Source organism: Streptomyces sp. NPDC001450 (genome assembly GCF_053597295.1).
On sequence record NZ_JBSFHY010000016.1, the window covers coordinates 54,515 to 75,223 of the forward strand.

Below are 20,709 nucleotides of genomic sequence, written 5' to 3' on the forward strand. Positions count from 1 at the left end.
TACAACGTCCGGGATGCCTGGCGGTCCCCCCGGCACGTCCCCTTCCCGCCGCGCGCGGGCGCCGGTCTCCGGTGGCATCCGTGCAGGTGAGAGGTGCTCGAACGGACATCGCACACTTGTTCGGGAATGGGGGTATGGTGGGGGTGGGAACTGATGTTCGAGAGCTGTTTGGGGCTCACGAGTGCGGGAGGTGCGTGTGCCGGGCTTCGTGCATCTGCACACCGTCTCCGGGTTCTCCCTGCGGTATGGAGCGTCGCACCCGGAGCGGCTGGCCGAGCGCGCCTCGGAGCGGGGTATGGACGCTCTCGCCCTTACCGATCGGGACACCCTTGCGGGCACGGTGCGGTTCGCCAAGGCGTGTGCCAAGGCGGGAGTCCGTCCACTGTTCGGGGTGAATCTTGCGGTGGGTGAGCCGGTCGTCGCGCGGCGTGAGCGGCGGCGGGCTCCGGTGCGTGGTGGTGCCTTTGTCGACGAGTCGGCAGCCCGGGTGACCTTCCTTGCCCGGGACGGCGCCCGCGGCTGGGCCGATCTGTGCAGGATCGTCACGGCGGCACATGGGGACGAGGGTGCGCCTCTGCTGCCCTGGGACGGTAATCACGGTGATGGTCTGACCGTGCTGCTGGGGCCTGGCTCCGATGTGGGGCGTGCTCTTGCCGCGGGGCGTCCCGACCGGGCCGCGAAGCTGCTCGTTCCCTGGCGTGAGGTCTACGGTGACGCGCTGCGTCTGGAGGCCGTCTGGCACGGTCGTGAAGGTACGGGGACCGGTTCTCTGCGGCTGGCCGCCCGTACGGTCGGCTTCGCCGCCGAGCAGCGGGTCCGGCCCGTGCTCAGTAACGCGGTTCGGTACGCCGACCCCGGTCAGGGGCCGGTCGCCGACGTGCTGGATGCCGCCCGCCGGCTGGTTCCGATCGACCCCCGCAAGGAGCTGGACTCCGGTGAGGCCTGGCTGAAGGACGCGCAGGCCATGCTGCGGGTCGCCGAGCGGGTGGTGGAGGCGGCCGGCTATCGGCGCGACACCGCTCATCGGCTGCTGGAGCAGACCCGGGCCACGGCCGCCGAGTGTCTGGTCGATCCCGAGGACGACCTCGGCATGGGGAGTGTTCACTTCCCTGAGGCGCATCTTGTCGGTGCCGGGCGTCGTACCGCCCAGCGGGCGCTCGCCTCGCGGGCTGCCGCGGGCATGGTGCTGCGCGGCTACGCCGACCGCCGGGAGTACTGGGCGCGGATGCATGACGAGCTGGACATCATCGCCCATCACGGCTTCGCCTCCTATTTCCTGACGGTTGCTCAAGTGGTGGATGACGTAAGGGGTATGGGGATTCGGGTGGCCGCCCGTGGGTCCGGTGCCGGCTCCCTCGTCAACCACCTGCTCGGGATCGCGCACGCCGATCCGGTCGAGCACGGGCTGCTGATGGAGCGCTTCCTGTCCAAGCGCCGCCTCGCCCTGCCCGACATCGACATCGACGTGGAGTCCGCGCGCAGGCTGGAGGTCTACCGCGCGATCATCGGCCGGTTCGGCACCGAGCGGGTCGCGACCGTCGCGATGCCGGAGACCTATCGGGTTCGGCACGCGATTCGTGATGTCGGGGCCGCCCTGTCCATGGATCCCGCCGACATCGACCGCATCGCCAAGTCCTTCCCGCACATCCGGGCCCGGGATGCCCGTGCCGCGCTGGAGGAGCTGCCCGAGCTGAAGCGGCTGGCGAGGGAGCTTCAGCGGGAAGGTGCGCGGTACGGCAGGATGTGGGAGCTGGTCGAGGCCCTCGACGCCCTGCCGCGTGGGGTCGCCATGCATCCGTGCGGGGTGCTCCTGTCCGATGCCTCGCTGCTCGCCCGTACGCCGGTCATGCCGACCAGCGGCGAGGGGTTCCCCATGTCGCAGTTCGACAAGGAGGACGTGGAGGACCTCGGGCTGCTCAAGCTGGACGTGCTGGGCGTACGGATGCAGTCGGCCATGGCGCACGCGGTCGCCGAGGTGGAGCGGGTGACGGGGGAGCGGATCGACCTGGACGCCGTGCAGGGGGGTGACCCGGCTACGTATCGACTGATCCGGTCCGCCGAGACTTTGGGCTGCTTCCAGATCGAGTCGCCCGGTCAGCGGGATCTGGTGGGGCGGCTCCAGCCGGCCACCTTTCATGACCTGGTCGTCGACATCTCGCTGTTCCGGCCGGGGCCGGTCGCCGCCGACATGGTGCGGCCGTTCATCGAGGCGCGGCACGGGCGGGCGCCGATCCGCTGTCCGCACCCTGATCTGGAGGGGCCGCTGAAGGAGACGTACGGGGTCGTCGTCTTCCACGAGCAGATCATCCACATCGTCGACATCATGACCGGCTGCGGCCGGGCCGAGGCGGACGCGGTGCGGCGCGGGCTGTCCGATCCGGAGTCGCAGGGGCGGATCCGGGTCTGGTTCGCGCAGCACGCGGCGGCCAACGGATATGACGCGGAAACGATTCAGCGGACCTGGGAGATCGTCGAGGCGTTCGGGTCGTACGGCTTCTGCAAGGCGCATGCGGTCGCCTTCGCCGTGCCGACGTACCAGTCGGCGTGGCTGAAGGTCCATCACCCGGCCGCCTTCTACGCCGGGCTGCTCACGCATGATCCCGGGATGTACCCGAAGCGGCTGCTGCTGGCGGACGCCAGGCGGCGCGGGGTGCCGATCCTGCCGTTGGACGTGAATGCGTCCGGGGCGGCACACAGGATCGAACTGGTGTCTGAATCTGGGGTGTGGGGGCTGCGGCTCGCGCTCTGCGATGTGTACGGCATCAGTGAGGCCGAGGCGAAGCGGATCGCGGACGGGCAGCCGTACGCCTCGCTGCTCGACTTCTGGGAGCGGGCGCGGCCGAGCCGTCCCCTCGCCCAGCGGCTCGCGCAGGTGGGCGCGTTGGACGCCTTCGGTGCCAACCGCCGGGATCTGCAGCTGCATCTGACCGAGCTGCACCGGGGTGCCCGGGGCGCGGGCGGTGGTCAGCTCCCGCTGGCCGGCGGCCGGAAGACGGCCTCGGCCGGGCTGCCCGATCTGACCTCGGCGGAGCGGCTCAGCGCCGAGCTGGGCGTGCTGTCCATGGACGCCTCGCGCAATCTGATGGACGACCACCGGGAGTTCCTCAAGGAGCTGGGCGTGGTGTCGGCGCGTCGGCTGCGCGAGGCCCGGCACGGGGAGACGGTGCTGGTCGCGGGTGCCAAGGCGGCCACCCAGACCCCGCCGATCCGGTCCGGCAAGCGGGTCATCTTCAGCACGCTGGACGACGGCACGGGCCTGGTCGACCTCGCCTTCTTCGACGACTCGCACGATGCCTGCGCCCACACCGTCTTCCACTCCTGGCTGCTGCTGGTGCGCGGGGTGGTGCAGCGGCGCGGGCCGCGCAGCCTGAGTGTGGTGGGCTCGGCCGCCTGGAACCTCGCCGAACTGGTCGAACTGCGTGCCGAGGGCGGTCTCGACGAGGTGGCCGCCCGGCTGGCGGAGCCCGTTCGGGAGGGCGCGGGCGGGGAGGACCCGACGGGTGGCCGCCGGATCCATCTGCCGACCGGGTACGAGATGCATCCGTGGGCCGACCTGCGGCCCGCGGGTCAGGAGGCCGCACAAGGGCCTTCAGCGGTACGGAAGTTGTGGCACCAGAGTCCGGGGAGTGCGGGATGACCATTCTCTGCGTACGTTTCCAGCTGCCGCCGATGTACGAGGCGGCCCTGCCCGGGCTGCTCGGGCTGCTGGAGGAGTTCACCCCGGTCGTGGAGGCCTTGCCCCCGGACGGGGCGCTGGCCGATCTCCGGGGTGCCGAGCGGTACTTCGGGCGCAGCGCCGTGGAACTGGCCTCGGTGATCCGGGTCCGGGCCCTCGCGCTGTACGGCGTCGACTGTGTGATCGGCGCCGGACCGGGGCCGATGCTGGCCCGCGTGGCGTTGCGCGACGCCCGTCCCGGGGTGACCTGTGCCGTGCCCGACGAGCCGGACGCCATCGCGGAGTTCCTTGCCGAGCGGCCCGTGTCCGCACTGCCCGGCGTCGGTACGGCGACCTCCCGCACCCTGTGCGAGTACGGCCTGGACACGCTGGGTCTGGTCGCCGCCGCACCCCTGTCCACGCTGCAGCGGCTGATCGGTGCGAAGGCGGGGCGTGAGCTGCGGGAGAAGGCGAGCGGCGTCGACCGGGGGCGGGTCGTACCGAACGCCGTCTCCCGGTCCCTCGCCGCCGACCGCTCCTTCGACCTGGACGAGCTGGACCCCGACCGGCACCGCACGGCACTGCTGTCCGCCGCCGAGGAACTCGGGGCCCGGCTGCGTGCGGTGGGGAAGGTCTGCCGCACCCTGACCCTCACCGTGCGCTACGCCGACCGCTCCTCGACCACCCGCAGCCGCACCCTCAAGGAACCGACCGCACACTCGGCGTCCCTGACGCGGACGGCCTACGGCATGTACGAGGCGCTCGGCCTCCAGCGCGCCCGGGTCCGCGCGCTCACCCTGCGCGCCGAGGGCCTGGCCCCTGCCGACCAGGCCTCCTACCAGCTCACCTTCGACCCCGTGGACGAGAAGGTCCGCCGCATCGAGGAGGTCGCGGACCGGGCCCGGGCGAAGTTCGGGGCACGGGCCGTGATGCCGGGGGCGTTGGCGGCGTAACGCCCTGTCCCACGAAGTCAGTTGGCCCACGGCGGGGTGAGGACCGTGCCGTCGGCCAGTTCCGCCGTGAGGCCGACGGAGGTGGTGACCCAGGAGACCGCGGTGTGGTCGGTGGGGTTCTCGACGGCCAGGGTCGAGCCGGGGTTGATGATCACCGTGTCGCCGGCGGAGATCCGCTCGGTGCGGCCGTCGAGCGTGATCAGCAGTTCGCCGATGAGCAGGAGGAAGATCTCCTCCCGGTTGACGGTGTGGGCGGGCGCTTTGGTCCCTGCGGGGATCTCACCCCGCCAGGCGCACAGTTCCTTGCTCCCGGTCAGGGGGGTCGCGTACGACACGAAGCGGGCGCCGTGGATCTCGTGGGTCACGGCCTCGGACGAGCGGACGACTGGCACGGTGGTCTCCGTTTCATTTGGTCAAGTAACTTGACTACATGGTCAAGCTGCTTGACCGATCCGTCAAGGGTGTTTCAATGCCTCCGTGCAGAACTCCGAAGCCATGGCCCTGTCCGCAGCCCTGCTCGCCGCCGCGGGCGATCTCACGCAACGCATCCACGACGGGGTCGTGGCCCGCGGCTTCACGGACCTCCGGCCGGCCCACGGCTTCGCCTTCGCGCGGCTCGCGCCGGGCGGCGCCACCGTCACCGACCTCGCCGCGCACCTCGGGGTGACCAAGCAGGCCGCCAGCCAGCTGGTGGACGAGATCGTGCGCAAGGGATACGCCGAGCGGCGCCCGCATCCCGAGGACGCCCGGGCCCGGCTGATCGTGCTCACCGAGCAGGGGTGGGCCTGCACCCGGGCCGCGGAGGCGGCGGCCGCCGAGGTCGTGGGCGCGTGGGTCGAACTGCTGGGCGAGGGTGAAGTGCGGGTGTTGCGGGACCGTTTGACGCGGATCGCGCCCTACGGTCCGATCAGGCCTGCCTGGTGAAGGTTCATCGGCTACTGGATGAGCCTCTAATTATCACTGGAAGTTTTTACTGACGCGTAACTTCACAGCTGCGCTACTCGCCCGTAACTTGACGAGTGAACAGCATCCTCGTGATCCGGATCACAGGGTTAGGCCGTCGCACCTCCCCTTGAGCCGCAAGGAGATCACCCGATGCTGCCCTGGAAGCGAGTATTCAGGCCCCTCGCAGCGCTGCTCCTGACCGCCGCCGTGGCCGCCGTTCCCACCGCCACCGCCCACGCCGCCGACGCCGCTCCCAGCAGCGGCTGGAACGACTACTCCTGCAAGCCCTCCGCCGCCCACCCCCGCCCGGTGATCCTGGTCCACGGCACCCTGGGCAACTCCATCGACAACTGGCTGTCCCTCGCACCGTATCTGAAGGTCCGCGGATACTGCGTCTACTCCCTCGACTACGGCCAACTGCCCGGCGTCCCGCTCTTCTACGGCCTCGGGCCCATCGACAAGTCGGCAGAGCAACTGTCCGCCTTCGTCGACAAGGTGCTCTCCGCGACCGGGGCGGGCAAGGCCGACCTGGTCGGCCACTCCCAGGGCGGCATGATGCCCCGCTACTACCTCAAGTTCCTCGGCGGAGCCGCCAAGGTGAACTCCCTGGTCGGCCTCGCCCCCGACAACCACGGCACCGACCTGGACGGCCTCGCCAACCTGCTGCCGTACTTCCCCGGCGCCGAGGACCTGATCAAGGCCACCACCCCCGGCCTCGCCGACCAGATCGCCGGCTCCGCCTTCCTCACCAAGCTCAACGCGGGCGGCGACACCGTCCCCGGAGTGCACTACACGGTCATCGCCACCAAGTACGACGAGGTGGCCACACCCTGGCGCGACCAGTACCTGAGCGGCTCGGACGTCCACAACGTCCTGCTCCAGGACCTGTGCCCGCTCGACCTCTCCGAGCACGTCGCGATCGGGCTCTTCGACCGCATCGCCTTCCACGAGGTGGCCAACGCCCTCGACCCGGCCCACGCCAAGGCCACCACCTGCGCGTCGGCCTTCAGCTGACGCGCCGCCGGGGCCTGTCCGACCTGAGCCGCCGGACAGGCCCCGGAGTCCTGGATCACCGCCCGTGCCGGCCGCCCGCGGCACGCCGTCGCACCGACATGAACAGCGCCGCCGAACCCAGCGCCAGCGCCGCAGCGCCACCGATCGCCACGTACGTGGTGCCGGTGGAGGCGCCGGTCTCGGCGAGGTTCTCCGAAGTCCCGGCGGTCTTCGGCTCGTTGGCCGGGGTCGCCGGGGCCGCGGTGGTCGGCTCCGCGGACGTGCTCGCGTCGTCGTCCCCGTGCCCGTGGTGCTCGATCGTCGACTTGTCGGCACCGTCCGCGATCTGCTCGTCGGAGGGCGCGGAGGCGCTCGGAGCGGGGGTGCTGCCGCCCGCCGAACCGCCGCCGAAGTCGACGTCGGAGCAGGAGTAGAAGGCCTCCGGACTGTCCGAGCGCTGCCAGACCGCGTACAGCAGCTGCTTGCCCGAGCGCTCGGGAAGGGTGCCCGAGAAGGTGTAGAAGCCGCCCGAGGAGACCGGGTCGGTGGCCGTCGCGACCGGGTGCTCCAGATCCAGGTCGCCCCAGGCCAGCGGCTTCGACGGGTCGTAGCCCGGCTTGGTGAGGTAGACCTTGAAGGTGCCCTTGTGCGGCGCGGTCACGCGGTACTTGAAGGTGTACGACCCGCTGCGCACACTCGTCGCCGGCCAGTCCGCACGGGCCAGGTCCAGCCCCTTGAACTCCTCGTTGTCGGCGCTGCACAGCTTGCCGTCCGGAATCAGCTGCTGGTGCCGTCCGGCGGCGTCGCCGATGCGGATGCCGTTCCAGTCGTACAGCGCCTGCGTACCGCCCGCCGCGACCGCGGCCTTGCACGCGGCCGACCTGGGGCTCTCCGGCCCCTCCGCGTAGCACTGCGACACCCTGCTGACCGGATCCCCCATCGAACCGTGCGCGGAAGCGGGCGCGGCGGACAGCGTGAGCGCGGCGCTGCCGAGGGCGGCGACGACGGCGGCCTTACGGCGTGCGGACATGGGGAACTCCTCGGAACGGTCCTCGGGGGGGTGGGGTGAATCCCGTGGGGGTGATCAGAAGCTAGCCCCAAGAATCCGTGAAATCGCCTGTTGGGGGCGGGGGATGGAGATCCTTATGGTGCCGTTAAGGCGGGGCTAACTGGGGGCTCAGGAAGGAGCGCTGGGGAGCCCCGTGGCACCTGCTTCCGAGAGGTGTCGCCGTCCGTGGAAGTCCGCGTTCGTCCGCGCTCGTCCGCAGCCGGACGCCTCGGTTGGCTCCCGGAATGGCTCCTGGCGAGGCTGCCTACGTGGCTTGCCCCACGAGGATCCGAACCTGCGCACGCGGCTCCGGAGCCCAGGTGAGGGCGAGGACCTCCGAGGGCTCTGACCTGCGGGGGAGCGGTGCCAGGAGTCGACCCCGACCAAGATCATTATCGTGGGACGTCCCAGGGATGCGGAGGCTCGGTGTCCCAAGTCGCAGGTCACGTCGGTGAGATGGCGGCGGGACGCGTCCCAGCAGTCTTTGCGTACTGCTCGGCGGGGGGCGGCTGCATACGGTTGCGTGGGGCGTCGGCGGGGAGTCGGCGCCTGCGTGGTCCGGACTCCGGATGAGTCCGGAAAAAAATGACCGAAGTGCGAAACAGGGGGAACAGGCATGCGTGTCAAGCGCGTTGCTCAAGCGGTCGGAACGATGGCGCTCGCTCCGCTCTTCGTGCTGGCGACGAGCGTGGCGGCTCACGCCGACTCGGACGTCCACTGGACCCACAAGCGGGACAACATGTGCCTGGAGCCGAGCTACAACTGGGCAGGCACGCCGGACGACGTCGAGGTCGACAGCTGTCACAACACCGTCGCCTTCTGGCACGACGTGCACCAGAGCGACGGAAGCTGGCTGGAGAAGGACGCGACCAACCTCGGCTACTGCATGACGGCCTACACGGACCATGACGTCTACCTGGAGTCCTGCAGCGGAAACAACTACCAGCGCTGGGACGAGATCGACACCGGTAACGGCTGGAAGCTGCGGAACCGTCAGACGCGCGAATGCCTCGACAGCAACGGGAGCTCCGTCTACATGCACGAGTGCAACGACGGAAACGTCTACCAGCTCTGGTACTGAGACCGAGACAACCTGCCGCAGATCGCCACAACGAGAGGGAACCAAATTGATTCGGCAGCGTATTGGGCGCGTGCTGGGGGCAGTACTTGTCGCGCCGCTTCTGGTCGTCGGGGTGAGCACCGCAGCCCATGCCGACGGTGACGTCGTGTGGAACCACAAGCGCGGTGGAGGCTGTCTCTCCGGCATGTGGGACCACCACTTCGGCTGGAACGACGTGGGCCTCTACCCTTGCTCGTTCGGCGCCGCGAAGTGGCATGACGTCAATGTCGGAGGCGACGTCTGGATCGAGCAGATGGGGGAGGTCCCGGGCTCGTGTCTCGCCGGGTACACCGACCACGACGCCTACGTGGAGGCCTGCAGCAGCGGCCGAAACAACTACCAGCGCTGGCACGAGATCAATACCGGTGACGGCTGGAAGCTGAAGAACGTGGCTACCGGCGAATGCCTCGACGCCAACGACGCCAACAAGGTCTACACGCACGAGTGCAACGACGGAAATGTCTACCAGCTCTGGTCGTGACGGACTGACCGCCCGACGACCCCGCGCGTCCCGTGGGGTGAGACGGGTCCTGGGGTGACCAGGGCCCGTCTACGTCTACGCCGGCGAGGAGAGGAGGGATGGCGCCGTCTTCGGATACAAGCTCCGGCGGCCGGCCTGCGATGACAGCTTCGGAGCCCTCAGCTTGGGAAGCTTGGGTTCTCAGTGAGAGGCTGCTTGGCTGAACTGCGGCGGAGCGGGCGCGGGGCCTCACAGACCGGCGGCCTGGTCCCCGCCATTCCCCGTGGTTCCCCGCACGATCTGGCACGTGTCTGGCACGGGATCGCCCGTCCGATCTGGAGCAATTGTCAAATCCTGTGGATCTGGTCCGCGCGGCCGGACGTCAGTTGGTTCAGAACCGAGTCCGGTCTCACAGGGTGGTGTTCGCCTGCCGCATGGCGGATGAGCTGCTAACTTCCGCGTCATGGCGAACCAGAGCGACGGCACAGATCTCCGAAGCCGGGTGGCCGATGCCGACAGCGGTGTCCTGTTGTTCGGCATCACGCCGCCCCGCCTGAGCAACACTCCCGAGCGGATCCGGGAGATCACCGCAGCCACCCTGGCACGGTTGGAGTCCCTCGATGTCGACGGTCTGGCGCTGTACGACATCGACGATGAGAGCGACCGTAATCCGGCGCAGCGGCCGTTTCCGTACCTGCCGACCATCGACCCTGCCGTGTACCACGCGGACTATCTCGGCAAGTGGAACCGCCCGGTGGTCGTCTACCGGTGCGTCGGCAAGTACTCCCAGACGGAGCTGCGGACCTGGCTGCGGACGGCCGACGCCGACCGGCTGCTCGGCGTCTTCGTCGGCGCGTCCTCGAAGGGGAAGGCGGTGCGGACCGGCCTGTCCGAGGCGCAGGACCTGCGCCGCGATGTCCGCCCAGACCTGCTGCTCGGTGGCGTGGCCATCACCGAACGCCCCGAGGAGCATCTGCGGCTCGTCGCCAAGCAGGTGGCCGGATGCGCGTACTTCATCTCGCAGGTCATCTACAGCGCCGACGCGGCGAAAAGCATGGTCTCCGACTACTACTACGCCTGCCGCGAGCGGGACCTCGAACCGAGGCCCGTCCTGTTCACGCTCTCGGTGTGCGGCTCGGTGAAGACGCTGGCGTTCCTCCAATGGCTCGGCGTCGACGTCCCGCGCTGGCTGGAGAACTCCCTGCGCCATGCGGACGACACCCTGGCCGAGTCATACCAGCACTGCTTGGCGAACGCCCGGGACCTGATCGCCTTCTGCCGCAAGCTCGGCATGCCGTTCGGCTTCCTCGTGGAGAGCGTGTCCATCCGCAAGGTCGAGATCGACGCCTCGGTCGCCCTGGCCCACGAGCTCAGCAGGCTGCTCGGACGAGGTACACCCTCGGTGTGAAGCCGGGCACGAACGTGCGGCTGTCGAATCCCGCGATCGGGACGCGGCTCAGGCCGCGCTGGCGTCCTCCCGTTCGACGAGGACGCCGCGCTTGAAGCGGGCTCCGGCTCGCACAAGGGCGACCAGGTGCGGCGCATTGACCGCGCGCCAGCGTTCCTGGGCGGACTCGATCAGCTTGAACGTCATCGCCAGAGCGGCCGACCGCGACCCGGCGCCGCGGGTGACCTTGGTGCGCAGCCGCACAGTGGAGAAGGTCGACTCGATCGGGTTCGTGGTACGCAGGTGGATCCAGTGCTCGGCCGGGTGGTCGTAGAACGCCAGCAGCACGTCCTCGTCGTCGACGACCTTCGCCACGGACTTGGGGAACTTCGCGCCATACTGCTTCGCGAACGCCTTGACGGCGGCCCTGGCCTGGTCTTTGTCCTCGGCATTGTAGATGTCTGCGATCGCGTTCTTCGCCGCCGGCTGCGCCGACTTCGGGAGAGCGTCCAGGACATTTGCCGTTTTGTGCACCCAGCATCTCTGCTCGCGCGCTTCGGGGAACACCTCGCGCAGCGCCTTCCAGAAGCCCAGCGCGCCGTCACCGATGGCCAGTACCGGGGCGCGCATGCCGCGCCGGGCGCAGTCGCGCAGCAGGTTCGCCCAGGACTCGCCGGACTCCCGGTAGCCCTCGTCCAGGGCTATCAGCTCCTTGCTGCCGTCGGCCCGAACGCCGACCATGACCAGCACGCATGCCTTGGCCTCGTCCAGGCGCACCTTCAGGTGCACGCCGTCGGCCCACACGTAGACGAAGTCGGTCTTCGACAGGTCCCGTTTCTGGAACGCTTTGTGATCGTCGCTCCACTGCGCGGTCAGCCGCGACACGGTCGCCGACGACAGCCCGGCGGCCGAGCCGAGGAACTGTTCCAGTGCCGGGACGAAGTCGCCGGTGGGCAGGCCGTGCAGGTACAGCAGCGGCAGCACCTCCGATATCTTCGGGGTCTTGCGGGCCCACGGCGGCAGGATCGCCGAGGAGAATCGTTTGCGCTCCCCGGTCTCGGCATCGATCCGCCGGTCGTTCACTCGGCGCTTTGACCTGCACCGGCCCGGCCGAGGTGGCTATCGTCCGCTCTGCGTGGAAACCGTTGCGCACGACCAGACGGCGACCACGCTTGTCACGCTGGTCGGCCAGGTCAGCGAGATAGCCGTTCACCTCCGCTTCCAGCGCGGCAGCCAGCATCCGCCGGGCGCCCTCCCGGACGATCTCGTCGATCAGGAAGCCGTTCGGCGTCGTTCCGGCGGCATCAACTACGGTAAGCATGGGCGTGCCCTCCCAGCCGACGCGCCAACGCCGGCCTACTCAATGACCTTCGAATCGATCACTCGGGAGGGTGCGCCCTCACCGAGCCGATCCACAGGTTCTGAGCATTGCTCTCCGATCTGTACGTCTGCCTTGAGCCACGGACTACTCGTACGTGATCACAGCTCGTAGAGCTTCTGCGAAGAAGCTCCAGTGACCGCTGGCGGGCAGATTGCGACCGGCGTTGCTGTACCCGCCGTCCGCGTCGTCCAGGTGGTACGGGTTGATCGAGGAAGGCAAACGGCGCACGCAGCAGGTGATCGACAACGACCCCGTGCTGTCGTTCATGCTGAGTCTGCGCGATCAATCGGAGCCACGAGGTCTTCCGGCGTTGACGGCGCACATTCTCGCCTCGTCAGCGAAGCCAACGCGCAAGGAACAGACGGACGTTGCACAGCACTGGCAAGGTCGAAGTCGGGTTACCCGGGGCCTTCCAGGGAAAGATCTCGAGTGCATCTCAGTGAGTCGGAGGGGGCTGCTCATGAGCGGTACATCACGTTCGCGTCACGACAGGACAGAGCCGGGGCCGCCGCCCGAGCGCGGCTCCGATCGCTTCAGCGACGATCCCCCTGATCCCCTCGCCTCCCTGCTGGCCAAGGTCAACAAGGGGGAACACATTTCGACTCCCGGAGACAACGCGGGCGGCGAAGACCGCGACCCCCATGACGAGGAATGGCGGGAACATGATCGCCACGGCCCCTATGCGCAGGGGCGTCGCCGGAGGAACTAACGCACAGGGCGGAGTCCCCGTCTGCGGGAGCGCAGGCGGGGACTTGGCGTGAGGGCTGCTCACGCGGGCTGGAGCGGGGCGGCTTGCGAATCGACGAGCAGACAGCGCGCGCCGGGGGACAGCTCGCCGCTGTACGGGCACCTGTGGCCCGACTGTCTCAACGCGGTGGCCGACGCTCGTGACGTGACGCGTCAGTTCATGCTCGCGCGACGGAGGAACTCGTGTCGTTCACCGGACTGCCGCGCGGGCTGCTCGATCAGTGCGCAATCGAAGTGGCGGCCCGGGCTGGCGATCTTCTGGAGGGTGTACACAATGTGTACGGCCCGCCTGGGCAGTCCCAGACGGGCCATCACGGAACGCCCTCTGAAAAGGCGTTTCCCTTGGGGCCCCGGCAGGATTCGAACCTGCGACACCCGCTTTAGGAGTTCGATCCGAGCGCGACCTGGCGGCGTCAGTGGGTGGTCGGGTTATACGTGCTGGGCCGCGCACGGGTGCCTGTGTCCGGCACTGTTGATGTCAGCCGTGGCTAGCGCTTCCTTCTCCTTGGGCGTTCACCTGCGTTCATGCCCGTCTGATTGTTCAGCGCGAGCCGACGGCCGGACGCCCGCCTGACCAGGTGCGCTCCTCGATGCGAACTATCGGCGCGACGGTCTCGATTGGCTGGCCGTTGGCTTGCCAGGGGGCTTACTCGGTTGACTGTGGTCTGTGCGGTTGTTGTACTCCGCTGCTGTACAGCGACTTCGGGGGACCCGTGACCACATTGCCGGCAAGCGTAGATCGCGACATCGTCGATCATCGGATCGTCTCGGCGCTCAAGACGATCTGCGAAGTGTTGGGCTGTACGGTTCATGAAGCCATCGACGTGTTCGCGGTCCGGTATGAGGAACTGCGCCGTGATCGTCCGGACGACTTCAGTGTCGGGCCTGAGGAGTACGGCCGGGGCTTCTACTCCTGATCGGCGACGTACGAGTTTGGAAGATCGCGTACGCGGATGACAGGAGGCACCAGTACGGCCGTGATACCCGGCCTTTCAGGGCGATCCGTCCTCAGGTCCGTGACTGGCAGCCGGTGCGGACGAAGGCATTCGGTGATTGAGCCGTTCGGTTGGTTCCCGCCCGTTGTGCCAAGCCTTGTCCTGTCTCTGGCCTTGTGTCATGCGCTACTGGGGTCGCTGATGCATCCCCTCACCCCTCAGGAGTCTTGGCGGATGAACGCAAGAAGCCTTTTCAAGGCCATCGCGCGGGCCGCGGCCCACCGCGGACGGCTGTGTGCCCCCGCCGCGATGGCGCTCGCGCTGGCAGTGGGCCCGGGCTCCGCCGTGGCGGCCGAGCACCGTGACGGCGTACCCGCGTGTCCCATCACCCAGCTGCCCGCCCCGAGCACCACCGTCCAGGTTCCGGCCACGGCCGGTCCCACCGGGATCCCCGGCGCCACGGGCGTGATCGACACCGGCGTATGCGTACGCAGCGCCGTGAAGATCACGGCGACCGGAACGATCGCGATCCAGCGCAACGTCACCACGACCGAGACTCCGTGGGGCGTCAGCACGACGCTCGCGGGCTCGGACTTCCCGCTGCCGGGCGTCCCTGCCTGGTCGCTCATCGCCCGGATCGGAAACGGACCCTGGCACTACATCGGGGCGGGCCCGACGACCCTGGTGGGTACCGGAGAGCTGTACCTCGCGGTCAACGACAACGTCGACTCCGACAACAGCGGGTCGTTCACGGCGACCATCACACCGTGCGTGTGCGGTGACCACTTCTGGCCTGTCTCCACCGGTTTGGCGGACGGCCACCGGCCAGGGCCCGGCACGCCCTGCTCGGACTGAGGCGCAGTACGGCGAAGGCGTGAGGGCGTCGACGTGCGCCCTCATGTCCTCCTCCCTCGGCACCGCCGCCAAGTGCTCCGTTTGGTCATCCGCGATCACCTGCCGCTCGGATGGCCTGAGCTGGCCACTCTTCCAGCAGCCACCACTTACCCCCCGGCTCCCATCCCGTCTGCCGTCGACCCACACACCGTGGAGCGGGCGTGGGCCCTGGCGTCCAAGTGGAGCGCGCCACTGAACGAAGACCTGGACGCCAGGGGCCACGCCCGCTCGACTCTGTCTGGGCCGATGGCAGGCAGGATGGGAGCCCCCCCCGCGCACGCCACTCCACGGCCGCACTCGCAGACGGCGCCCCATCCGTCTCGGAGCCTGAGCGCCCCCGCCGGAGGCACGTTCTGACCGTGGCCGCATTCTGCGGTGCTCGAGCCCACACTCGTCCATCTGTGACCGGTTCTTCCTTCTCCGGCGAGGTGTGTGGGAGGTGCGTCGCGAACACCGCGAGGGCTTCGATGATCCCGTGCTGCCGCGCGGCGGTCAGGTCGTGAGTCGAGCCGGGCAGAGCCGACGAGGCCCAGAGCAGCCGTCCGAACGGATCGGTGGGGACCTGGACGTTCATGCCGTGGCGTTTGTGCTTCCCGGAGTAGCAGGTGTCGCCGCACCGCAGGTGGGCCAGGGCGAGCAGGGCCTGACGTGCGGCGGAAAGGTGCCGCCACCGCGTCCCGATCTCCTGCCGACTGGCTGTCAGCTGTCCGGTCAGGAACCGCAAGGTATGGCGGGACAGATCAATCGAGGACGGGTGGACATGCACGCGAAGCTCGTGGCGGGCGCGGGTGATCTTGGTCGAGAACCCGTCTACCAGGAGCTTCTTCGTTGCGCAGGACTGTCCAACTCGCGGTCAGCACCGTCGGCTTGGAAAGGGCTCACTGTGTCAAGAGCATGTAGGTGTTCTCAAGCTCGTCCTGGAGGACGTGCGCCTCTCCGGTCACGGTACGCAGCGAGAGGTCGTGTGCCGGGGTGTCCTCGCGGTAGGTCCATCCATCCGGGAGTTGCAGCCGGTCCGCCAGCCTGGGAAGCGCGTCCATGGTGAGGGTGTCGTCCACGATGTGTGAGTACGCCTGCATCACATACGTACGGCCATCGGGATCGAGCAGTTGATGGACGGGCTTGCCCGCAGCGAACAGCCATTCGGTGTCCCGGTTGATCACCACGTCCTTGTAGAAGCGCTCATTTCCCCTGCCGTTGAGGTCCAAGCCCGCGGGAATCTCCAGTGCGGCGACCCAGCGTGCCTCAAGCCCCTGGAACGAGCGGATGTCGCCGACCCTGGACGCGGTGATGCGGTCCATCAGCCAGAACCGTGGACCGTTCAACCAAGCGGCAGGCACCTCGGCTTCGCGGGCAACGCTGCCTGCGTCCAGAGCCGACCACTTCTCCGGCGGGCAGTCGTTGAGACCCATGGTGTTGTACACCTCGGCCCGAAGCTCTCCCCGTTCCCCAGGGCTGATCAGGACGATCTCTCCGTAGCGGGCGTTGCGGACCTCGTCGAGCTGCCTGGTCTCGTGGGTAGTTGACATCAGGAACTCCCTGCCGAACGTCTGGCCGACCTCACGCCAACCACGTTCGTCGCCGCTTTGGGCCGTGAGCGTCACCCTTCAGGGGTGAATGCCGGGCTGTACCGTCGCGAGGGGTTTCCCGGCGCCATTGCTGATCGAGCCGCAAGGCCGATCGGATGCGAGGGCAGTGCGGTCCGCCTAGCCTGAGGAGATGAAGCGCGTCGTCATTGATCATTTCGGCGGCCCCGAGGTCTTGAGGGTCGTGGAGGACGACGATCCACGGCCGGGGCCGGGCGAAGTGTGCGTCAGGGTGCTGGCCGCAGGCGTGTCGTTCACAGATGCCCAGCTGCGCGCCGGCACGTATCTCGGCGTACCGAAGCCGCCGTTCACGCCCGGCTATGAACTCGTCGGCACTGTCGAGGAGCTCGGGCCGGGCTGTTCGAGACTGCGCGTGGGGGACCGCATCGGTGCGCTGACGGTGTGGGGCGCGGACGCGGAGCGCGTGTGCGTGCCGGAGGCCGAGGCGGTCGAGGTGCCCGAGAACCTCGACCCGGCGGAGGTCCTGAACCTCGTCTTCACCTACATGACCGCCTTCCAGCTGCTTCACCGCGTGGCGAAGGTGAAGCGCGGCGAGACGGTGCTCGTGCACGGTGCTGCCGGCAGGGTGGGCACCGCGCTCCTCGAGCTCGGAGCGGTCGCCGGGCTTCACCTCTACGGAACTGCATCCGCCCGCGACGGCGCCGCTGTCGAACGGCTCGGCGCAGTGGCGATCGACTACCGCACCGAGAACTTCCTGGAGCGGGTGCGCGAGCTCCCCGGGAAAGGCGTGGACGTCGTGCTCGACGGGCTCGGCGGCGCGGTGTCCCTGCGCTCCTTCCGCGCGCTGAGGCCCGGCGGACGGCTTGTCGTGTACGGCCACTACGCCACGCTCGAGCACGGGCACAAGAACTGGCGAGCCTGGGCGGAGTGGTACGCGGCGACCGGGACCGTCTGGCTGTGGAGCCTGCTCTCGCCCCGCCGGCAGGCGCTCGCCTACCGGATCCAGAAACTGCACGGTCATCACCGCCAAGTGCTTCCCGTGGCCGGCGCCCACCCAGCACTTCCCGTGGGGGGCGGTCCCCGCGACCCGGACCAGTTCCGGGCGGACTTCCGCGCGCTGCTCGAGCTGCTCCGCGAGCACAGGATCCACCCGGTCGTGGCGGAACGCCTACCGCTGTCCGAGGCTCGTCGCGCGCACGAGATGCTCGAGCGCTCGGCGGCGAAGGGAAAGCTCGTGCTCGTGCCATAAGCCTCCGATGCTCGGACTGCGCTGAGGTGGATAGCGTTCCCGGCATGACGAACGACGAGATCCGGCCCGCTCGGGCCGCCGACGTGCCGACCGTGAAGGCCGTGACCGATGCGGCGTACCACCACTACATCGAGCGCATCGGGGTGGTGCCGCAACCCATGGAGGCGGACCATGCGGCGGACGTGGCCGCGGGCAGGGTGTTCGTGTTCGGGGAGCCGGTGGTCGGGCTCGTCGTCGTCGAGGCTCACGACGACCACCTGTTTCTCGACAGCATCGCCGTCCATCCCGACGCGCACGGCAAGGGAGTGGGGCGGCGCCTGCTGGAGTTCGTGGACGCGCACGCGCGTGCGCTCGGTCTGCCCGGTGTCAGGCTCTACACGAACGCGCTGATGTGGGAGAACCAGACGATCTATCCGAGGTTCGGTTACGAGGTCGTGGAGCGGCGCGTGGACGGGCCGTACGACCGCATCCACTACCGGAAACGACTGGTCTGACACCGGCGCCGGAAAGGGCTGGTCCGGTCAGCTGTCCGGCCACCAGGTGCGGGCGATGTCCTTGCGCACCTCCGGACGCCCCGCGGGGCGCTCCTCCGCCTCTTCGCGGATCCGGCGGCTGTCCGTCCTCTTCAGGGGCTTCTGCACGGTCACTCGGCGCATGACTGCCTCCTCCAGTGCCCACCTGGATCCGTGGTGCCACGGAGGCAGACCCTTTGGGCGAGAGTTCCTCATCGGTGCCGGTCTGTCAGTGGCGGCTGTCACGTCGGGACTGTCAGTGGCGGGTGTCACTCTTGGGGAATGACGAACGAGAGTGAGCATCTGGTTGCGGTGGGTGCCGAGGTGGACTGGGACGCGGCGGCCACCGCGTTCGACGACGAGCCGGACCACGGCCTGCGCGCACCCGAGGTGCGTGCCGCCTGGGCGGCCCTGCTCCGGTCCTGGCTGCCCGAGCACCCCGCCGACGTCCTGGACCTCGGCTGCGGCACCGGCAGCCTGTCGCTCCTCGCCGCCGAGCAGGGACACCGGGTGACCGGGGTCGACAGCTCGCCGGCCATGGTCGAGCGGGCCCGGGCCAAGCTCGCCGGGCGGGACGCCGTGGTCCTGCACGGGGACGCCGCCGCGCCGCCGGTGGGGGAGCAGCGGTACGACGTCGTCCTCGTCCGGCATGTGCTGTGGGCGCTGCCCGACCCCGCGCGCGTCCTGCGGCACTGGCGCACCCTGCTGCGGCCCGGAGGCCGGTTCGTGCTGGTCGAGGGGGTCTGGGGGACCCTCACCCCGGTCGGCATACCGGCCGAGCGGCTCACCGCCCTCCTGGCGCCCGTCGCCGGGCACGTGCGCGTGGAGCGGCTGTCCGACGACCCCGTGCTGTGGGGGAAGACCGTGGACGACGAGCGGTACGCGGTGGTCGCGACGGGGTAGCCGGGGTAGCCGGTGTAGCCGGTGTAGCCGGGGGGTGGGGCGTCCCGAGGCGTCAGGCCAGCAGCTTTCCGAAGCCGCCCTCGCGGGCCAGCGCCTCCAGTTCGTCCAGGGCGGCCACGGCGGCGGACGCGGCCTCGGGGTCCGTCTCCGCCAGCCCGCTCTCGGCGAACTCGTCCTCGTCCAGACGCCGTACGTCCCTGCCGTCGGCGGAGCGCCACAGGTCCAGGTCCAGGTCCTCGACGACCAGCTCGCTGCCGGACAGGACGGCCGGGCGGGTGATGTCGCAGTACCAGCCCTTGACGGTGCCGTCCCCGGCCCGGACCTCCTTCACCGAGTACCAGCGGTCCCGCCAGTAGTGCTCGGTGAAGACGTCGCCCGCCTCGAACCGCACGAAGCCGAAGTCGCGCACACCCTCGCCCGCCCACGGGGCACGGACCGAGACGCGGACGCCGTCGTCGGCCAGCAGCTCCGCCGGATAACGGATCTTCGTGCGGCCGCCCTTGACCAGGACGACCTCCACCCGGGCAGCGGCCTCAGCCGAGTTCGCGGACATAGCGCACCTCCGTCGCGCAGATCTCGTACCCGAGCCACTTGTTGATCGCGATCATCGGGTCGTTGCCGGCATCGTTGCCCGTGAAGGCCTCGGTGAGGCCGGCGGCACGTGCCCGGTACAGGGAGTGGATCTTGGCGAGCTTGGCCAGGCCGCGGCCGCGGTGGGCCCGGGCGGTGCCGGTCATCGCGGTGGTCATGGGGGTCCCCCCGCGCGAGCCTGTTCGAGCGTGGGGGAGGGTGGCGCCGGCGGTGTAGGCCACGCTGAAGGCGACCGGGCGGCCGTCGACGACCGCGGCCATGGACAGCTCGGGGTGCAGCAGCGGATGCTGCCACGTCTGCTCCAGCCAGGCGTCGTAGTCCGTGAACTCGACGTTGATCTCGCCCGGTTCGTCCGACACGGTCTCCGCGTCCAGCTCGAACAGCGGTCGCGGGTCGTCCGCGAAGTCGGCGGCCGGGCGCAGCTCCACGCCCGGCGGGACCTCCGGGAGCGGCGGGAGGGTGCCGTGCGCCAGGTCCAGACGGAGGAAATGCGCGGGGCGTCCCCGGGTGTAGCCGTGCCGTTCGGCGAAGGCGCGATGGGCCGGCTCGTCGAGGACCCAGGTGTACAGCTTGGTCGCGCCCACAGTGGTGAGATGCTCCTCGGCGGCTCGGGCGAGGAGCCGGCCGGCACCGCGGTGGGTGCGGTCCGGGCGTACGTAGATGTTCAGGTACCCCTGGCCCGGCTCCGTGCTGTCGTGCGCGAGGGAGACCCCGGCCGCGCCGATCACCTCGCCGTCCTCGACCGCGATCAGCGCGCGGAAGCGGGCGTCGGGGTGGCTGTGGGTGAGGGTGTGGCGGACGGACTCCGGGGTGAACAGGATGTACGGCAGGGCGAGATGGCGGACCTGGGCGTAGCCTTCGGTGTCGGCCTGGACGTCGGGCTGCAGGTCGCGCACGATCACAGTCATGAGGAGGCACCGTACGGGGAGATGTGCGGGGGATGCCTCTGATTTTCCGGTGGGTGCGGGACAATCGGCCTTGTGAGCCTGAAGATCCACATCGATGACAGCGCGCCGCCGTACGAGCAGGTGCGGGCGCAGATTTCCGAGCAGGCGCGGTCCGGGGTGCTGCCGGTGGGGTACCGGCTGCCGACCGTGCGGGGGCTGGCCGAGTCGCTGGGGCTCGCGGTGAACACGGTGGCCAAGGCGTACCGGGCGCTGGAGGGCGACGGGGTGATCGAGACGCGGGGGCGCAACGGCACGTTTGTGGCCGCCGCCGGCTCGGCCGCGGTGCGGGAGGCGTCGCTGGCCGCTCAGGCTTACGTGGAGCGGGTTCGGCGGCTCGGGCTTACCGAGGACGAGGCGTTGGCCGCTGTGCGGGATGCCCTGCGGGCGGCGTACGGGGAGGGCTGAGCAGGTTCGGCACCGCCGGGAAGGGCCGTCGTGGCTG

The 20,709-nt window shown here is 69.4% G+C and carries 20 protein-coding genes, 1 tRNA gene and 2 pseudogenes; 14 read left to right on the forward strand and 9 right to left on the reverse strand.

Annotation, left to right across the window (positions count from 1 at the left end):
* The first annotated feature begins 196 nt into the window (after positions 1-196).
* Positions 197-3,637: a DNA polymerase III subunit alpha gene (locus ACWC5O_RS19390; protein ID WP_450584561.1), complete on the forward strand. Its 3,441-nt coding sequence runs from the start codon at positions 197-199 to the stop codon at positions 3,635-3,637.
* A complete protein-coding gene (locus ACWC5O_RS19395; protein ID WP_450584559.1) occupies positions 3,634-4,608 on the forward strand; it encodes a DNA polymerase Y family protein in 975 nt (324 codons plus the stop codon). The genes ACWC5O_RS19390 and ACWC5O_RS19395 overlap by 4 nt, the downstream gene beginning before the upstream one ends.
* 17 nt (positions 4,609-4,625) lie before the next feature.
* Here ACWC5O_RS19395 and ACWC5O_RS19400 read toward each other — a convergent pair whose 3' ends face one another.
* Positions 4,626-5,000: a cupin domain-containing protein gene (locus tag ACWC5O_RS19400; protein WP_450584558.1), complete on the reverse strand. Its 375-nt coding sequence runs from the start codon at positions 4,998-5,000 to the stop codon at positions 4,626-4,628.
* A gap of 85 nt (positions 5,001-5,085) precedes the next feature.
* Here ACWC5O_RS19400 and ACWC5O_RS19405 point away from each other — a divergent pair, with 85 nt between their 5' ends.
* Complete coding sequence (locus ACWC5O_RS19405; protein WP_450584556.1) at positions 5,086-5,532, forward strand: MarR family winged helix-turn-helix transcriptional regulator; 447 nt, start codon at positions 5,086-5,088, stop codon at positions 5,530-5,532.
* A gap of 171 nt (positions 5,533-5,703) precedes the next feature.
* On the forward strand, positions 5,704-6,567 hold the full coding sequence (locus ACWC5O_RS19410; RefSeq protein ID WP_450584554.1) for an esterase/lipase family protein: 864 nt from the start codon (positions 5,704-5,706) through the stop codon (positions 6,565-6,567).
* A gap of 55 nt (positions 6,568-6,622) precedes the next feature.
* Here ACWC5O_RS19410 and ACWC5O_RS19415 read toward each other — a convergent pair whose 3' ends face one another.
* Positions 6,623-7,576, reverse strand: coding sequence for a lytic polysaccharide monooxygenase auxiliary activity family 9 protein (locus ACWC5O_RS19415; protein WP_450584552.1), 954 nt, complete (start codon positions 7,574-7,576; stop codon positions 6,623-6,625).
* Positions 7,577-8,210: 634 nt separating this feature from the next.
* Between ACWC5O_RS19415 and ACWC5O_RS19420 the strand changes: the two genes are divergently transcribed.
* The 3 genes from ACWC5O_RS19420 (at position 8,211) to ACWC5O_RS19430 (ending at position 10,582) form a co-directional block, all read left to right on the forward strand.
* The gene (locus tag ACWC5O_RS19420; RefSeq protein ID WP_450584550.1) at positions 8,211-8,675 is read left to right on the forward strand and encodes an RICIN domain-containing protein; all 465 of its coding nucleotides are present in this window, start codon (positions 8,211-8,213) and stop codon (positions 8,673-8,675) included.
* A gap of 112 nt (positions 8,676-8,787) precedes the next feature.
* Positions 8,788-9,195 (forward strand): RICIN domain-containing protein, encoded by a 408-nt coding sequence (locus ACWC5O_RS19425; RefSeq protein ID WP_450584549.1) that lies wholly within the window; start codon positions 8,788-8,790, stop codon positions 9,193-9,195.
* Positions 9,196-9,637: 442 nt separating this feature from the next.
* A complete protein-coding gene (locus ACWC5O_RS19430; RefSeq protein WP_355944478.1) occupies positions 9,638-10,582 on the forward strand; it encodes a methylenetetrahydrofolate reductase in 945 nt (314 codons plus the stop codon).
* A gap of 48 nt (positions 10,583-10,630) precedes the next feature.
* Here ACWC5O_RS19430 and ACWC5O_RS19435 read toward each other — a convergent pair.
* Positions 10,631-11,882, reverse strand: a pseudogene (locus tag ACWC5O_RS19435) (IS256 family transposase).
* 262 nt (positions 11,883-12,144) lie between these two features.
* Between ACWC5O_RS19435 and ACWC5O_RS19440 the strand changes: the two are divergent.
* Entirely contained in the window at positions 12,145-12,651 is a 507-nt protein-coding gene (locus ACWC5O_RS19440) for a hypothetical protein (RefSeq protein WP_450584547.1), read from the forward strand.
* A gap of 381 nt (positions 12,652-13,032) precedes the next feature.
* On the opposite strand, the gene ACWC5O_RS19445 is transcribed toward ACWC5O_RS19440, so the two are convergent.
* A tRNA-OTHER gene (locus tag ACWC5O_RS19445) sits at positions 13,033-13,146 on the reverse strand.
* 256 nt (positions 13,147-13,402) lie between these two features.
* Between ACWC5O_RS19445 and ACWC5O_RS19450 the strand changes: the two genes are divergently transcribed.
* Positions 13,403-13,606: a hypothetical protein gene (locus tag ACWC5O_RS19450; protein WP_450584546.1), complete on the forward strand. Its 204-nt coding sequence runs from the start codon at positions 13,403-13,405 to the stop codon at positions 13,604-13,606.
* A 252-nt stretch (positions 13,607-13,858) separates the two neighbouring features.
* Complete coding sequence (locus tag ACWC5O_RS19455) at positions 13,859-14,479, forward strand: hypothetical protein (protein ID WP_450584544.1); 621 nt, start codon at positions 13,859-13,861, stop codon at positions 14,477-14,479.
* A 496-nt stretch (positions 14,480-14,975) separates the two neighbouring features.
* Here ACWC5O_RS19455 and ACWC5O_RS19460 read toward each other — a convergent pair.
* Together ACWC5O_RS19460 and ACWC5O_RS19465 are read right to left on the reverse strand one after the other, a co-directional pair.
* A pseudogene (locus ACWC5O_RS19460) lies at positions 14,976-15,284 on the reverse strand (transposase family protein); the annotation flags it as partial.
* Positions 15,285-15,396: 112 nt separating this feature from the next.
* Positions 15,397-16,122 carry a hypothetical protein gene (locus tag ACWC5O_RS19465; protein WP_450584542.1) on the reverse strand — a complete coding sequence of 242 codons (726 nt, stop codon included), beginning with the start codon at positions 16,120-16,122 and terminating at the stop codon, positions 15,397-15,399.
* Positions 16,123-16,237: 115 nt separating this feature from the next.
* On the opposite strand from ACWC5O_RS19465, the gene ACWC5O_RS19470 reads away from it, so the two are divergent.
* The gene (locus ACWC5O_RS19470; protein ID WP_450584541.1) at positions 16,238-17,314 is read left to right on the forward strand and encodes a medium chain dehydrogenase/reductase family protein; all 1,077 of its coding nucleotides are present in this window, start codon (positions 16,238-16,240) and stop codon (positions 17,312-17,314) included.
* A gap of 44 nt (positions 17,315-17,358) precedes the next feature.
* The gene (locus tag ACWC5O_RS19475; protein WP_450584539.1) at positions 17,359-17,808 is read left to right on the forward strand and encodes a GNAT family N-acetyltransferase; all 450 of its coding nucleotides are present in this window, start codon (positions 17,359-17,361) and stop codon (positions 17,806-17,808) included.
* Positions 17,809-17,835: 27 nt separating this feature from the next.
* Here ACWC5O_RS19475 and ACWC5O_RS19480 read toward each other — a convergent pair whose 3' ends face one another.
* Positions 17,836-17,970, reverse strand: a complete 135-nt coding sequence (locus ACWC5O_RS19480; RefSeq protein WP_450584537.1) for a hypothetical protein — start codon at positions 17,968-17,970, stop codon at positions 17,836-17,838.
* A 138-nt stretch (positions 17,971-18,108) separates the two neighbouring features.
* On the opposite strand from ACWC5O_RS19480, the gene ACWC5O_RS19485 reads away from it, so the two are divergent.
* Positions 18,109-18,729 (forward strand): class I SAM-dependent methyltransferase, encoded by a 621-nt coding sequence (locus ACWC5O_RS19485; protein WP_450584535.1) that lies wholly within the window; start codon positions 18,109-18,111, stop codon positions 18,727-18,729.
* 52 nt (positions 18,730-18,781) lie between these two features.
* On the opposite strand, the gene ACWC5O_RS19490 is transcribed toward ACWC5O_RS19485, so the two are convergent.
* Both ACWC5O_RS19490 and ACWC5O_RS19495 read right to left on the reverse strand, forming a co-directional pair.
* Positions 18,782-19,282 carry a DUF402 domain-containing protein gene (locus tag ACWC5O_RS19490; protein ID WP_450584534.1) on the reverse strand — a complete coding sequence of 167 codons (501 nt, stop codon included), beginning with the start codon at positions 19,280-19,282 and terminating at the stop codon, positions 18,782-18,784.
* Positions 19,263-20,228 (reverse strand): GNAT family N-acetyltransferase, encoded by a 966-nt coding sequence (locus ACWC5O_RS19495; protein ID WP_450584533.1) that lies wholly within the window; start codon positions 20,226-20,228, stop codon positions 19,263-19,265. Before ACWC5O_RS19495 ends, ACWC5O_RS19490 begins: the two co-directional genes overlap by 20 nt.
* A gap of 72 nt (positions 20,229-20,300) precedes the next feature.
* On the opposite strand from ACWC5O_RS19495, the gene ACWC5O_RS19500 reads away from it, so the two are divergent.
* Positions 20,301-20,672: a GntR family transcriptional regulator gene (locus ACWC5O_RS19500; RefSeq protein ID WP_450584532.1), complete on the forward strand. Its 372-nt coding sequence runs from the start codon at positions 20,301-20,303 to the stop codon at positions 20,670-20,672.
* The last annotated feature ends 37 nt before the right edge of the window (positions 20,673-20,709 follow it).

What these genes read in the sequence shown, in the direction of transcription:
- ACWC5O_RS19480 (WP_450584537.1), bottom strand. Translation starts at nt 17,970, where the DNA reads ATGCGCCGAGTGACCGTGCAGAAGCCCCTGAAGAGGACGGACAGCCGC.
- ACWC5O_RS19495 (WP_450584533.1), bottom strand. Translation starts at nt 20,228, where the DNA reads ATGACTGTGATCGTGCGCGACCTGCAGCCCGACGTCCAGGCCGACACC.
- ACWC5O_RS19490 (WP_450584534.1), bottom strand. Translation starts at nt 19,282, where the DNA reads ATGTCCGCGAACTCGGCTGAGGCCGCTGCCCGGGTGGAGGTCGTCCTG.
- ACWC5O_RS19470 (WP_450584541.1), top strand. Translation starts at nt 16,238, where the DNA reads ATGAAGCGCGTCGTCATTGATCATTTCGGCGGCCCCGAGGTCTTGAGG.
- ACWC5O_RS19395 (WP_450584559.1), top strand. Translation starts at nt 3,634, where the DNA reads ATGACCATTCTCTGCGTACGTTTCCAGCTGCCGCCGATGTACGAGGCG.
- ACWC5O_RS19415 (WP_450584552.1), bottom strand. Translation starts at nt 7,576, where the DNA reads ATGTCCGCACGCCGTAAGGCCGCCGTCGTCGCCGCCCTCGGCAGCGCC.
- ACWC5O_RS19485 (WP_450584535.1), top strand. Translation starts at nt 18,109, where the DNA reads ATGACGAACGAGAGTGAGCATCTGGTTGCGGTGGGTGCCGAGGTGGAC.
- ACWC5O_RS19420 (WP_450584550.1), top strand. Translation starts at nt 8,211, where the DNA reads ATGCGTGTCAAGCGCGTTGCTCAAGCGGTCGGAACGATGGCGCTCGCT.
- ACWC5O_RS19455 (WP_450584544.1), top strand. Translation starts at nt 13,859, where the DNA reads ATGAACGCAAGAAGCCTTTTCAAGGCCATCGCGCGGGCCGCGGCCCAC.
- ACWC5O_RS19410 (WP_450584554.1), top strand. Translation starts at nt 5,704, where the DNA reads ATGCTGCCCTGGAAGCGAGTATTCAGGCCCCTCGCAGCGCTGCTCCTG.
- ACWC5O_RS19430 (WP_355944478.1), top strand. Translation starts at nt 9,638, where the DNA reads ATGGCGAACCAGAGCGACGGCACAGATCTCCGAAGCCGGGTGGCCGAT.
- ACWC5O_RS19475 (WP_450584539.1), top strand. Translation starts at nt 17,359, where the DNA reads ATGACGAACGACGAGATCCGGCCCGCTCGGGCCGCCGACGTGCCGACC.